Origin of the sequence: Pseudomonas sp. HS6, assembly GCF_023375815.1 — a bacterium.
Classification (GTDB): domain Bacteria; phylum Pseudomonadota; class Gammaproteobacteria; order Pseudomonadales; family Pseudomonadaceae; genus Aquipseudomonas.
Genome location: NZ_CP067412.1, coordinates 1,216,803 through 1,230,868, shown reverse-complemented (window position 1 = coordinate 1,230,868; position 14,066 = coordinate 1,216,803). Strand labels below are relative to the sequence as shown.

The window sequence follows — 14,066 nt, the reverse complement described above, 5'->3', positions numbered from 1 at the left end:
CGTGGAGCTGAGCAAGCTGGAACTCAAGGAATTGGTGCATCGGGTCGTCGTCGCCCAAGGAAATTCTTTCATCAAAGAGCTGCTACGCAACAGCGGCACCAAGATCGGAGTCACGAAGGAAGATTTCGCGAGCAACCTTGATTCTGCCATTGATGAAGAAGTTATCACCCAGGGGACGCTGGAAGCCTGGCTTGCAGAGGTAGAAGGCTGGGGCGATCAGCACCTCTACTTATTCCAACCTCCAGAGATCGATGCTGCCGCGCTTGCCAATGGCATAGCCGCCAGTCCGCATGCTGGCGTTCTGGGCTCTAGCGCTAGCCTTGATTTTCCCGATGGGCTTGAGCTCAAGCATATCGGTCTCGGAGATGTCGGATTATCGATGGAGTGGCACCAGAGCAAAGAAGGATGGAATCGCTGGAAGCCGAAGGATTTTATCGTGGAGGAGGAGCTCGAGCGGTTTCGGTTTGATGCCTATCGTCAACGCTTCGATCGTAGTGTTGTTCGATACGAATGGCGTTTCGGTGATGGTTATTGCGCGATCTTGATTCACCGAAACCCAGAGATTGACCACTATGCAGTTCTCGCCGATATCCATGCTGCATTAGTGGCCATCGGTTGCCCCAATGTTCCTTTCGCAAAGATAACGCTCAGCCAAGCGGTGAAGGTGGCCGCCAGGGATGATAGGGGCGTGCATTCGACCCGGTTCGAGCTCGACAGCGGCTATGTGGAGATGGCGTCAACTCTGGCTGAAGGAGGAATTGAATCCGTGGAAGCAGTTCGGGGCGTACTCCGTGCAGTGGATGCCAGCCAATTCGATAGAGCACAGGGCATGCTTCATTTTGTGGCTGAGGAACACGGGACGAGTCGTCGCATTGCAGTCCAAGTTTATGGTAGTGAAGGGAGACTCAGGATTTGGGCACAATGCAAGCGGGAGGATGTATTCAAAATTGTTGAGCTTCTCTGGGGGTACAACAACGAAGCATGAACACTTCAGAATCGCAGGCGAGTCGCTGGAGAGCGGAAATTAGTCGGCGCCTAGAGCTAGGTGACGGCCTGGAATTCACACTCGCGCATTTCGCGCAGGCGGTCGGTGTGCAGGCGAGCGACCAAGCACTACATGCCTTTATCGAAGAACTGGTGGCATCAGCTGCAGCACGAAGAATCGAGACCTATCGATGCCCGCTTTGCCCTTACGTGTTTGCGCCCGGCACAGCTAAAACGATCACGATGTGCCCGAATTGCCACGCTGATTATCAGTTGGAAGGCGAGGAGGTCATCGTTGAGTATTTCTATCGCCTCGTGGGTGAAACCAGCCGCGATATAAGGTGGGTCATTGTCATCCATGGCATGAACAGTCGCGCTCCCTGGCAGGAAGAGTTCAGTTGGCAGATCGCCAATCGACTTCGCTACTCAGCCCCAGTGCTCATTTATAAATATGGCTGGGCGACAGTAGACGTCCTGATAAAGCCACTCCATCGAAGGCTAGCAAGGCAGCTAGGTGAGAGAATCAGGATTGCGATCAATCAGGCGATGGATAGCCAACGCCCCTCAAGCCCCGACATCATTGCGCATAGCTTCGGCACCCGTCTCTTCTCGCTCATCCTGGAGGATCCTAAATTCATCGATCTTAAGTTCGGGCGCGTCATTACTGCCGGCAGCATCGTACGTCCCGATTTTGATTGGGAGCGCCCTATCGCAGAAGGTCGGGTGGAAGCCGTCTTAAATCACGTCGGAGCGAAGGACACGGCCGTACCGTTTTCGCAATACACCATTCCGGGGGCGGGCCCCGGCGGAACAGTAGGCTATGCCTCGAGGAGTGCTCTCAATGTTCGTAACAAGAATTTCGGCCACTCGGATTTCTTTGTGCCTGAAAATTTACGCGGACTGATTTCAAATGATGGTTTGTGGCATAGCTTCCTAACTCATCCGCTGGCTCATTTCAGGCCTGAAGGGGTCTTTGAACTCAATGTTAAATGGAAGCCTGCATGGTGGCCGGTGCGAGCATTTATGCGAACACTGCTCTATATCGTCTTCTGCATTTTTGGGCCATTGTCGTGGCTGCGTCGCAAGATCGACCCATAAATCAAATGTAGTTTCGTCACGCGTTTCAGGCTTTTTGAGTCGCACCGGGGTTCGTAGACACCTCCCTGCCATAGATGGACTGCCCCAGCGCAGTAGACATCTCCAGCTAATACAGGCTCGCCACCGACGGGCATGCGCGAAGGTACCGATACCGAGTTGGCCCGGTGTTACTTCGCACTGCTGCTCATCGGTCTTTGGATTAGCAAATGTCGTGTACATAAGCTCAAAGCGTCCGGCGGTTAGTTTACATTGCTCAGGCCGGCATTATGCCACTGATGCTTTAGCCATCGTGGAACGCTGAAAATAGGGACAGTCGTAGGGGATCGGATTCGCATGCTCGAGAAAATCGTCTGTATCGATAACATCGGTGTCATCAAAAAGGGGATCACAAAGCCTATAGATCTGGAAAAAGTCAGCCTTATTTACGCTGATAACGCCCGTGGAAAGTCGACACTGTCATCGATCCTGCTGGCGTGTTCTACCTTCGACGCTCAGGATCTGATCGACCGCAAAACAATTGGCGCACTGACCTCACAGAAAGTCCATTTCCGATTCCGTCCCGGGGCCGGATCACCTCCCTTCAGCACTGAATTCGATGGTGCCTCCTGGAAGGGGCAGCAACCGAACCTTCACGTGTTCAACCAGGCTTTCGTAGATCGCAATGTATACGCAACTGCTGGTGTTCTTCCCGAGCAACGGGAGGCGCTACTCAATCTGGCCCTTGGCGACGCGGCTGTAGCCCAACGGACGAAATTCGACACCGAGTCCGCGACAGTGCGGGACTGTACCGCGAAGGTCGCCGCCGCCGAGGGGGCATTGCAGGGGTATAGAGGTAATTTGTCGGTCAGCCAATTTACCAAGCTCAAGCCAATTAAAGATGTCGACACCCAGATTGTTGAGACCGACAGGCAACTGAACGAAGCTCGGGCATCCCAACAGATAATGAGCCGTCCAGCTTTCAAGATGGTGGATATACCAGCGTTTAATTTCGAAGGTCTGCCCAGCCTTCTGGAAGGCTCCTTCGAGAGTATTTCAGTCAACGCAGAACAAACAGCAAAAGCCCATTTTGCCAAACACAAAGGGCCAGCAACCGAGCGATGGGTTGCCGAGGGGCTCCAGCACCTTCCAGAAGATGAATGTCCGTTTTGCGGCCAGGAAACGAATGAGCTGAGTTTGCTCAAGGCTTACAAATTGTACTTCGACGGCTCCTACTCCGAATACCAGCGCCGCATTACCGCGCTTCGTCAGACTGTGCTGCAGAGGCTGGGTGATAAGAAGCTTGGAGGGTGGAGTGCTGCCAACGAATATAATCAGGGCCTTCGAAGCGTGTGGGCCGAAAGCCTGGGAGTCGCCGATATTCCTGTTCTCGACAATGTGGCTGCTTGGCAAGTGCTCGGCCAGGTTGAGGCAGACTTGCTTGCAATAGTCAGTCAAAAGGAAGGCGATCCGCTAACTGCACTCGATTCCGCGCCGTTCCTGAAAGTGGTAGAGCGGTTGAATGAACTTGCCCAGATTGCAACTGACTTCAACCAGCAAATCGTCAAGCTCAATGATGTGATTGCTGAATACAAGGCGAAGCTGGCTAAACCCGATATTTCGGGACTTGAGGCATCTCGATCCTCGCTCATGCTCGGCAAGACAAGGTTTGATGCTCCGGTTGTAGCTCTCGTTGCAGAGCTGGCCACTGCAAAGACGAAGCTGAAATCCGCAGAGGCCGCAAGAGATACTGCTCGTACTGAGCTAGACAGGTTGATGGGGCAAACGCTGAAGGATTTTCAAATATCCATTAACAATTGGCTCCGTAAATTCGCGGCCCCTTTCGAGATCCAGGCCTTGGCCCCCACCTATAGAGGTGGGGGCTTGCGCTCTGAATATGCGCTGAAGGTGAGAGGCGCCACTGTCATCGTTGGCCCCGGCGTAGGAGGGGACTTGTCATTCCATTCGGCTTTGAGCGAAGGGGACAAAAGGACGTTGGCGTTTGCTTTCTTCCTTGCCCGACTGTTCGCCGACGCCAATCGATCCGATGCTACGGTAGTACTTGACGACGTTTTCACCAGCTTGGATAAGCATCGCCGTCATAACACGGTTGAGGCAGTGCTACAGATGGTCTACCAATGCTCACAGGTCATCGCTTTGGGCCACGATGCCCACTTTCTACGTGAGGTCAAACGGCGTGTAGCGCGTAAAAAGCTTGGAAAGATAGGAGAGCTTTCCCTTCATCGGGATGCGGATGATTACAGTCGACTGGATGATTTCGATCTAGATGACTATTGCTCCTCGGAATACTACAAGCATTACCAACTCGTTGAGCGATTCATCGATGGAGATACTACCGTCAGCTTGCTCGAAGTGGCCAAAGCCTTGCGTTTACTGGTTGAGGGGCACCTGCATCGATGTTTTCCAAAAAAATTCACTGAAGGGCAGACGGTGGGCGACATGCTGGGCCAGGTCAAAGGGGCGGTCGCCCCAAATCCCCTGGCACTATTGCATCCGCTTCATGCTGAGCTGGTCAGCTTCAACGAGTTCGCTGCGGCATTTCATCATGACACCTCCGGGGGATACACCAGGGTAGAAATCAACGCTGCGGAGCTGCTGCCATTTGCCAAAGGCGCGCTGGGATTCATCCAGATGAGAAAATTCAGCTAATTGGAGTTTCTAAAGTTCTCTTCAGCGGCGAGCCCGAGAATTTGTTTCTTACTTGGCCACCGTAATGGTGTTTCCTAATACCAGGACAACCATTGAGTCCGGCTTTGCTAAAATCTACGATCCTAGCAATCACCCTCGATGCCGTTGGTGCATAAACCCATCCGAACGGGCAATTGCTTGCCACCATGGGGCGCGGGGGGAGGGTTGCACCAGGGTGGGCAACAGAGGGCCAAAACAAGCTCGGCGCCAAGCGAGGGGACAGTGGAAGCTGTGGAGTCGGTTGCCTACATATTCACTCTGACCACCTAGTGCCCCCCGGAACACGAAGCAATTTGCCAAGGTGATTGGATGCATATGAAGGGCCCCGTGCTACTGCTGTCGCGCGGCAGGCCGCCCTTTGGCGTACTATCCCCAGCACTTAGGGTTTGCCGGACACTGTAAGACAAGCGTCAAATTCCGCAGGAGCCATGGATAGGATGAGCTTTTCGACATGAGCGTGGGCATTAAACGTAGCGCTATACCCGCCAGCGGGTACATGTACCAGACACTGGTGGGGATCAAGCTACTGTGTGACTGGCTTGATACACCTTCACTTTATGACTGGGTCAAATTCGAGGCAGATGACGAGAAAGATGCTCAAGGTCTAGATGACATCGTGGCTCAACGAATCGACGGCAGGGTAGACCTAATCCAGGTTAAATTCACTGTTGATGTCTTTGACCCCAGCAATGCGCTGTCATGGAGCTGGCTGACCACCCGCAAAGGGCAGCGCGGTAGGTCATTGCTGGAGAAGTGGTCGAGTGCGTTCTTTCGCGTTGGCTTGGCGCGGTTGGGAGCGGTCCGCCTGATCACGAATAGGCGACCGGACGCGGCATTTACGCTTCATCTGGCCGACGTAAAAGTACGTTGGGAATCGTTACCCGAGGGGCTTCGTCAAGAACTCGAACCTCATTTGGGGGGCGCCGAGAGCGCCGCACTGTTCTTTGAGAACTTCGAGTTCTCCCATAGCTTCGCCGGCTATGAATCGCTGGGCGGTACGGTGTCATCGGCATTAGAAGGAAATCACACGGACCATCTCGGCTGGCTGACCCTCTTACGCCGCGCCACTGAGTGGAGTATTCACAAAAATGCTCCCGCCCCTGACGGGCGCATCACCTTAGAAGTGTTGCGCAGTACTATCTCCGAGCGGCAACCTCGACCGTTGGACCAGGAGTTCCGGGTACCGGCAGGCTATCTGCCGCCTGACCCCCAGTTTGCAAAGGAATTTATCGACGAGATTCAGTCTGGCGACTGGAATGAACGGGTGCTATGGGGCTCTCCAGGGCAGGGCAAAAGCACCTTTTTAAGCTACATCTGCGAACAGCTTCGTGCCTTGGGCATGCAAGTCGTCCGCCATCACTACTTTCTCGATCTGCAAGATTCCTCTGATCGTTTTAGCTTGAAGAGTGTTGCCCGCTCGATGATGAGCCAGCTGTTGAGCGACTTCCCTGCAGACGTCGCTCATTTGGAGGATAAGCCCGAGCAGTTACGCAACTGGATAGAGGCGTGCGGTCGGGCTTGCTTAGAGCAAGGACGGCGGTTGGTCGTGGTGGTTGATGGGCTCGATCACGTTTGGCGCGAGAATGACGAAGAAATCCGGCCGCTGAATGAACTCTTCAAGCAGTTACTCCCCGCGCCACAGGGAATCACACTCATCCTAGGCACTCAGCGCGTGAGTGAGGACCAGTTGCCTCGGCGGATGCATAGTGGTCTTGATCCGCACGCGTGGGTAGAGCTGCCTCGCATGCAAATGACCTCGATCATTGCATGGCTCCGGGGGCAGCATGAGGCCGGCGTCTTTCAATTACCGCCCGGTGATCCGACAGAGCGACAGCTGGCACTTTTGTCCGAAGCGTTCATGGCACTAAGCGAAGGTCATCCGCTAGTGCTCACTTATATGTTCATGAAAGTGGCCCATGACCGACGCGTCGTCTCATTGGCAACATTACAACAAGTGGACTTTGCTCCGCAGGGCGATGCACGAGTTTACTACCAGACGCTGTGGCAACGGTTGTCTTGGTCTGTGCGCGACGCCCTACACCTACTAGCAGAGGATCGCTTCATCTGGCCTACCGGAGCACTTGAGCATTGTCTTGAGTTAAGGGACGTCAACCTGGAGGCGGAAATCGGCCATCTCTTGGCTACGGTCGACGCCGGTTTGCAGGCGTTTCATGGCAGTTTATACGTGTTCATTGCGCAACAGCCTGATCACCAGCGCCGTTTGGAGATGCTGCGGCCAAAAGTGGAGGCATGGCTTGACAAGCTTGCACCCGAGTATTTGCGTTGGGCTTGGTTGTGGTTGTACGAGTCTCGTCGGGGCGATCAACACAACCTGTTGAGCGGTACGACCAGGGGGTGGGTGCTGGATGCTCTCAGGCGTGCCTGTGAAGTCGGGCAGATCGTTCGTATCCTGAAAGCCGCGGAGCTGGTGGCTTTCGATGCGGGTTATTTCGAAATCGCGATCCGCAAGAGAGCTCTCAAACACCGGGTTGAAAACGGACTTGCTTATCAGTTGGAGGACGCTGACGCCTTGCGCGAATGCGCGCTGCAACTGACTCCAGATCCCTACCCAGCACTGCTCTTAGCCTCACAAGTCAATCAGTCCAAACTGCTTGCCCTGCAGCAGTTGGCCACCCTGTACCTGTCATTAGATCAGGTCGAGCGGGCTAGTGAAGTGCAGGAGCGGATGCGCAGCAAAATCAATGATCGGCTTCGTGCCAAAACTCTCAAAGCGCGAGACTACGAAGAGGCTATCAGTCGCTACCTGCAAGTAGCGGCAGGCACCGGGCGATATGAGCCGGACAGCGTCCTGAAGCTACTGCGACGGCATCGAAATTCGGTAGAGCTTTTTGAGCGGTTCCTGACCAACGCAAGCAGGGCTGAAGACCTGGAAGGCATCATGGTTTTCGCCAATCTTCCGATGCCTGCGCGCTTACGGCGGGTGTTCGAAGTCCAAGCGGTGCGGGTCGCCGGTTGGGCCGGAGCCAAATTGCAAGATTGGCAACAATTTCTGGGTTTTAGGAAGCATCCGCTTTCGGCATGTTGGTCCCTGTTGTACCAGCCCAAGCAAGCTCGGCGCATCCCTCAAGTAAGCGCTCATGACGCTTTAGCCATTGGCTCCACGAGCAACGATGAGGATGACTTCGCCCGCTATTTGCATTTCTTGTTCTTCGCAGCCGTGGCCCAGGGCCTAGCGCAAAAAGGAGCGCCGACCCCGTCCTGGCTAGGCGTCCAGACAGAAAAGAAATGGCTTTCTGCAATCCTGCTAAGTCTGGGCAACGCGGCCAATGCCACAGCAGCGATATTAGCCCGTGGTGAAATCCCACCCGCTTCGGTGGCATACCGACTCGTTGTCAGCGAGCGGCCGGCTCACAGCGATCATGAAGCTTGGAGCGACCTACGAGCTGTCCGTAGAGCGCTGGTTCTGATCACCGCAGACATTTTTTTGCTTACGCGAACACGGTCTGGAGCACCCCATCTACCGGCAACAGAATGGGGCGCTTGCAAGGCTTCTGGATTCTTCGCGCTAGAGCATTGGCGAAGTGATTTCCTCATGTGCAACTACCGCTTGCTCGATGCTGTAACTGCGCATGCCTACATCGCTGAGCAGGTCCAAGCGGCCAGACATACCGTTGGCCCCTTCAATGAAAAAGCTACGGCGCTCGCGGACTTGTGTAGTTGGGCTACCGCGTATGGACTGAGGGAGCTAGCTCATGAGTTGCTTGAGCGGACGTACGAGTATGCGATCGGCTATGGTTGGCGCAAGGACCCCGGCTTGGCGGTGGTACTGGAAGTGGTGGGTGACATTGCGAAGAGAGACCCTGCAGCAGCCGTTCAAGCAGTCAGCCGGCTAGCGCCCATTTACGACCAGATCGATGTCATGACGGAAGATTCTGGATCAAGGCCTTGTGATCTTGCCGCCTTGCTCTGGCAGTTGCTGCCTGAGGTTTACGTACGCTGCTACCGACACTTTCTGTCGCAGGGCGAATGGTATTACGCCGACCATACCTTTGCGGTTTTTGCCGAACGCGTCGACCTGAGCGCGCCGGAGAGCGCTGTTGCGCTCAGTGTTGCCTTGGGGGAGCAAACGGTTCAGGCGCTCCAGACTCGCTCGCGAACGACTGAAGGGGCGGTGATACCATCACAGGTCCGCTTATGGGATCGTGATCTTACTACTAGTTTGAAAGCTGGGGAGACATTGAACGAGCAGGCGCAGACTCATGCATCCCTCGGTGGTGCCCCAGATCTCGTTCAGCCAGATGCGCCCAATTTTGAACATTTCCCTCCCGCTCGACTCGGGGATTTTCTAGCAGAGGTTGGCAAGAAGGTAGATTACCAGCTGCGTTCAACGCTGATCCAAAATTGGCTCATGCACTGGGATGGGAAGGGTAATGGTGCCGAGATTCTTCGCGCACTTGAGCAACTGCTACAGGACGGGGGCTCAACCTCACGCGGAACCGAGCTACTTGATCCGGCTTTTCATCTGGCTTTACGTCTGCAAGGCCCGAAGCCGGCGTTTGTCTGGCTAGTCCGAGCACACCAGTACCGCTACGGTTGGTCGGAGCGGCACTACGGCTACTCAGAGTCGATCAGGCGCCTGGAATTGGTTGGTAAGCACTACCCCAAGCGCTGGAAGGAATTTTTGGCGCGATCATCGCTGCCTGCTCCAAATTCTTATGTTCAGGAACGGGCCATTCCTGATGCGGGCATTGTGCGCCTGTTATTGGAGGTAAACGATTTAGAGCGAGCGAAGAGTGTTTTCGAAACCATGATTGACATTGTTGTTGAAGAGTTCAGTGCCCAGCCTCTAGAGCAGCCAGAATGGTGGCAGGAGCCAGGCGCATGAATGCTAAACAGATTGCCGACATCGCGGTTGCGCGCCTAGGACTTCCCGTTCCAACGGGTAAACTGGTCATCATTCATTCCCTCGCGCAAGCGCTGCTGAATCCGCAAACTCAAGCAGTGTTCGGAGACGCTATAGTGAGGTGGTTGGCATCCTGTGAACTGGAGTCGGAATGTTTAGAGGCACTCGCCATATTTGTACTCGCTCCGCCGCAACCTGAATTCATGGTCCAAATTCAACACGCAATCTTGAAACCGTCCATAGCGTCGGATGCGCTGATATCGATAGCAACAGGCAACCCAACCGCCCCCCGGTCTTGGGCAGAATGTCATTCAGGGGCGATGCCTGTACGTTGCAATTTAACCAAGGCTGAAGAAGCACTGGCTAGCGGTACTTTCATACCGCCTTTCTTTGTCCACCAGTTGGAGGAGCTTCAAGCATCATCTGGACATCCTTTCCTCAAGCAATGGGCATTTGAGTTCAGCTCCCTCGGCGATCGTGTTAGCAGCAACAACGATGGGCATTTCAGCTACTTCGTCGGAGGTGAGCGCGACAACGTCGGGCAATTTGTTGCTCGGCAGGGACATTTGGCCAGGTCTGCTTATCTACGAGTTCTCGCGTTCGCTGTGGAGCACTGGTCTATGCCCCCCGAGCTTGCTGCAGATTATGCGCAGGTAGCATTCCCCGCTGAGCCCCTGTTTCTGAAACTGCTACCTGGAAAGGCCCCACCATGGGTGAGTAGAGTGCACCGTACTATCTATTCCGCCGCTGAACTGCCCGAGTCGTTAGTTCGCGAGTGCGTGGAGCGGGTAGAAAAATCCACCGACAGCCGCGTGATGCATTTATCAATGACTGTCATCGATACGGCCCTGCGTCATGTAGAGCTAGAAGCCTTTGCCGTGTTTGGGACGGAGCCTGTCAGAGCACAGCGTGTGCTTCGGGTTTATACAGGGATGCTCGGTGACATCACGCTGGCCCGTGATGGGCTCCGGGCGTTCGTTTCCCCGGAGCTATCGGCGGGGGCAGCAAAGAATCTAGGCTTCGTTCCGGCGTTACTACCGCTGATTGGTCCATTGGTTGGGTACTTGCAGACGGACTTTGTCGGCCGTATCCCCTATGTTCCGTTCTCGTCCGAATCACTACCCCAGATTGAACTAGCGCCAGGGGAGGGTGGGGCGCAATTGAGGTCACGAGGCGATGTGGTGGGCAAATTTGCCTTTTGGTATTGGCATTGGCAGGCGTCCCACAAAAGAAATTGGCCCAGCCCCACCGGCTGTTGTACCTACCTCACCCGGGAAGCCGCTGAACGCCTCGACTCAGACTATGCTGGTCAACCTCATTACGCATGGAAACTAACCACATGGGGGCGGACATCGGATTACGAGGAATGGGAGGAATCTGTACAGGTGGGGACAATCCCATGTCACCTGGATACGACTCAGCGTTGAGCGATTTTTCCAGCCTGGCGAAGCAACACTGCTTGAATGCAACGAAGGCCTGAACATAGCGTTTCCCAGCATCGCGGGTGGACTGTCGCTGAACGAGACGCCTCAAAATGAGACAGCCCGCGAGTGTTCATCGATTTTTGTTTATGACATCCGTTTTGATAGCCACCGATGGAAGTCTCGCTGCAGGTGACCGGCGTGGATCAGTACGACGGCCGAATGCGCTTTCACTCCATCGTACTCAACCACTAGATCACCCTAAGTCAAGTGACAGTAGTTATAGTGCTTTCACTTGAATTCGCGTCGGCTACATGTCGATTATTAGTTTTGTGATGATCTAACGTACGCCCGTTGATCAATGGAAGCGTTTTGTTCCATCATATTTAGATACTAGCCAAGAGTTTGGCGGACAAAGGCATTCGGGAAAGTATTTTGGATTTTTTAAGTCAGGGTCACTCGTACAAATTGCCGGGTAGTTCTCAAGACCATGAGGAACTGCCGCAAGAGTGGCCAGATCACCTTCACCCCGAGGCAAAGGTCAAACCAGTCGAACGTGTGTTTCATCGAGGCGAGTTTCTGCTCGACTTCGCCAGGATGCCAGCGGCTTCTTTCGAACAGTTCTGTTGGTCGCTGCTGACCAAGGAGCAATCGCTGCATGGCTGTCAAAGGCTCGGTAAAAATGGAGCCGAGCAGGGCGGTATTGATCTTTTTGCTTATGATGAACGCTTTACCGACAAGCTTAATGTCTACGAGTGCAAGGCTTGGAAGAAATTCGATTCCACACGACTAACCGAGGCAATTGAGCGATTTCTTCAAGGTCGGTGGAAGAAAGATGCTCGCTCATTTACGCTTATTTTGGCACAAGAGGACCTGGGCGAGCCTCTGGCAAGACGTTGGGACATCGAAAAAAAACGCTTAAAGCGGTCTGGAATTGAAGGTGAACTTTGGACGGCTCACCATCTGACACAGAAAACCCAGTCTTATCCGGATCTGCTATCAAAGTTTTTTCCAGGGGCGCACGTCGAGACATTTGGCAATTTGTGGATGGAGCGTAGCGGGTTTCTCGATGCAGTCTCAAAAGCAGTCTTCGATCCCAGGGAGCGAGTCGCACAGAAGGCCAGAGAGTTCATTGAAAAATCGGGCAGGCTACTCGACAGCATTTCGGGTGGCAGTAACTTACCGGCTGGATCGACATTAGCCTCAGGCCATCAAATGACAGAGGCGCTGTCTTTTTCCATAGACGCGTTCCGGAAAGTCAGTCATAGCGGCCGGCATTGGTTTTATAGTGGGCCATGGTTCTCAGTTAGTGTGTTCCTGCCCGACCAAATATCTTCAAAAGCATCCGCCGCTTTTGACTTCCACCAGGAAGATTTAAAGGGAGTTACGATTACGGTGAGCCACGATTGGCTCCTGAAGTGCTTTCTCTTTGCAGCAGGGGCGCTCCTGTCGAGCAAAGCTCGCACATTCATCGTTGGAAAGATGCCAGGCGAGCCCAACCAGTACCTGATTGACCTACCTAATTGCCGGCTGACTCTCCAAGAAGAGATCGTCCAAGAATTAGCCGATGTATCTGATCTGTTAACCATGGTTATGCGCGATGCGCTAAAGGCCATCGAAAGTAATTGGTCAGCTGTAGATTTTCCATTTTTTGACTGGGGTGGGTCGCATAGAGTTGTCATTGCTTCCATACGTGAAGATGTTTGGAGAGAGATCGGACGGTTCACCGAGGAGCACGATTATACGAATGGCTCTACACCTTGGCACATATTCGACGGCCATGCGGAGTTTCTTAAGCCGTGCCATCAGGCTGCTACCGCAGAATTCGACGCAGGCTATCACTGTTTAATTAGCGCTTTAAAAGAGGAGGGGGCAACGTCCGGTAACAGGGTTAAGCTGCTATGGGCGCCAGATGATCTCACGTACAGATCCCCTTCGTCGAAAGGATGGTGGCCTTGTGAATTCGCTTTGCGCTGGTTGAATGAAACATTGCTTCCCGAGATAAAGCGGCGGGTATTTAGGCGTGAATTTGGCTCGTGGTGGAAGCGATTTCTGCATTCCAAACAAGCAGAGGAGTTCTCGAGGCACCTAGATAATATCTTCGTCGCACGGGATGCTCGGGAGCCATCACTTCTAGATCATGGTCGTTGGAACACTGATATTCTGCGTGGGGTAGAAGCCTTACAGTATTTCTTTACATCTGCTTCGATCGGGGCTGCAGGGCTCGAGATTTGCCAGCAAGATGTGGAAAACCTATACAGGGCCATCGCCATCGTCGCGGTTCGAAAGCGTGGCTTTCCAGGATATGTGGCTTCGTCCTTAAGCTTAGACGGTCGACCGGACGATCATGCTCAGCTCATTGGAATGATTCATCATCATATCGATTCTGGGCGTGTTGTTTCTAACTGCCATGTCGTCGATTATGCATTTCGCGCGATGCTCGAATTGCTCGATGAATCCGACTCCTGTGGTAGTACTTATGATCAAGAAACAATCATGAACTGGCTGCTCCCGTTCGCACGCTTGCGGGACGATGGCCTACTGGTCAGCCGTCACACTAAACGGACATGAACCCGCGCCGACCAAGAGGGAGCGTGAGCCCGTCAGTTGGCACGCGGGCTATTGGCACCAACTGCGGTAGATATGGTCATCAACGTTGGCAATCCACTCTACGGGACGGACACCGACGATCGATACGGTAGCGCTGTTGTTCAAAGAGGGCAGAAATCGCACTTTCGCCTATCGCGCGAACTCTGGTGGGGGAATGCGTTGACGGCGCGATCCAGCAGGTTTTTTCATCACCTCTTTCAAACGCTGAGCAGGTGCTTCTAACTCAGACGGCGACGCAAGGCTAATAGCAAGCATTAACGCATCACGACGTTTCTGTTTACCTTCCAAAATTTCAGAGAGGCTACTTTCCGGCTGAACTGGGTGTTTCATCGCTGCTGATCTCGATGTTCGGATCAAATTGGATACTAGCACAAGCCTTACAACCCACAGCCTTCCGTTGATCC

At 53.8% G+C, this 14,066-nt stretch carries 7 protein-coding genes; 6 read left to right on the top strand and 1 reads right to left on the bottom strand.

Going from position 1 to position 14,066, the window contains the following annotated elements; all coding sequences use genetic code 11:
• The first annotated feature begins 1 nt into the window (after position 1).
• From JJN09_RS05670 to JJN09_RS05645, 6 genes are all read left to right on the top strand, one after another.
• Entirely contained in the window at positions 2-985 is a 984-nt protein-coding gene (locus JJN09_RS05670) for a hypothetical protein (RefSeq protein WP_126570273.1), read from the top strand.
• The gene (locus JJN09_RS05665; RefSeq protein WP_249486183.1) at positions 982-2,082 is read left to right on the top strand and encodes a hypothetical protein; all 1,101 of its coding nucleotides are present in this window, start codon (positions 982-984) and stop codon (positions 2,080-2,082) included. The genes JJN09_RS05670 and JJN09_RS05665 overlap by 4 nt, the downstream gene beginning before the upstream one ends.
• A gap of 333 nt (positions 2,083-2,415) precedes the next feature.
• Positions 2,416-4,728, top strand: coding sequence for an AAA family ATPase (locus JJN09_RS05660; protein ID WP_249486181.1), 2,313 nt, complete (start codon positions 2,416-2,418; stop codon positions 4,726-4,728).
• Between the two features lie 490 nt (positions 4,729-5,218).
• On the top strand, positions 5,219-9,613 hold the full coding sequence (locus JJN09_RS05655) for an ATP-binding protein (protein ID WP_249486180.1): 4,395 nt from the start codon (positions 5,219-5,221) through the stop codon (positions 9,611-9,613).
• Positions 9,610-11,058 (top strand): hypothetical protein, encoded by a 1,449-nt coding sequence (locus JJN09_RS05650; RefSeq protein WP_249486178.1) that lies wholly within the window; start codon positions 9,610-9,612, stop codon positions 11,056-11,058. Before JJN09_RS05655 ends, JJN09_RS05650 begins: the two co-directional genes overlap by 4 nt.
• Positions 11,059-11,487: 429 nt before the next feature.
• Positions 11,488-13,623 (top strand): hypothetical protein, encoded by a 2,136-nt coding sequence (locus JJN09_RS05645; protein WP_126570278.1) that lies wholly within the window; start codon positions 11,488-11,490, stop codon positions 13,621-13,623.
• Positions 13,624-13,791: 168 nt separating this feature from the next.
• Here JJN09_RS05645 and JJN09_RS05640 read toward each other — a convergent pair whose 3' ends face one another.
• The gene (locus tag JJN09_RS05640) at positions 13,792-13,992 is read right to left on the bottom strand and encodes a hypothetical protein (protein WP_126570279.1); all 201 of its coding nucleotides are present in this window, start codon (positions 13,990-13,992) and stop codon (positions 13,792-13,794) included.
• Positions 13,993-14,066 lie beyond the last annotated feature (74 nt).

Coding starts and splice junctions, on each gene's coding strand:
- JJN09_RS05665 (WP_249486183.1), top strand. CDS start 982: ATGAACACTTCAGAATCGCAGGCGAGTCGCTGGAGAGCGGAAATTAGT.
- JJN09_RS05660 (WP_249486181.1), top strand. CDS start 2,416: ATGCTCGAGAAAATCGTCTGTATCGATAACATCGGTGTCATCAAAAAG.
- JJN09_RS05655 (WP_249486180.1), top strand. CDS start 5,219: ATGAGCGTGGGCATTAAACGTAGCGCTATACCCGCCAGCGGGTACATG.
- JJN09_RS05650 (WP_249486178.1), top strand. CDS start 9,610: ATGAATGCTAAACAGATTGCCGACATCGCGGTTGCGCGCCTAGGACTT.
- JJN09_RS05640 (WP_126570279.1), bottom strand. CDS start 13,992: ATGAAACACCCAGTTCAGCCGGAAAGTAGCCTCTCTGAAATTTTGGAA.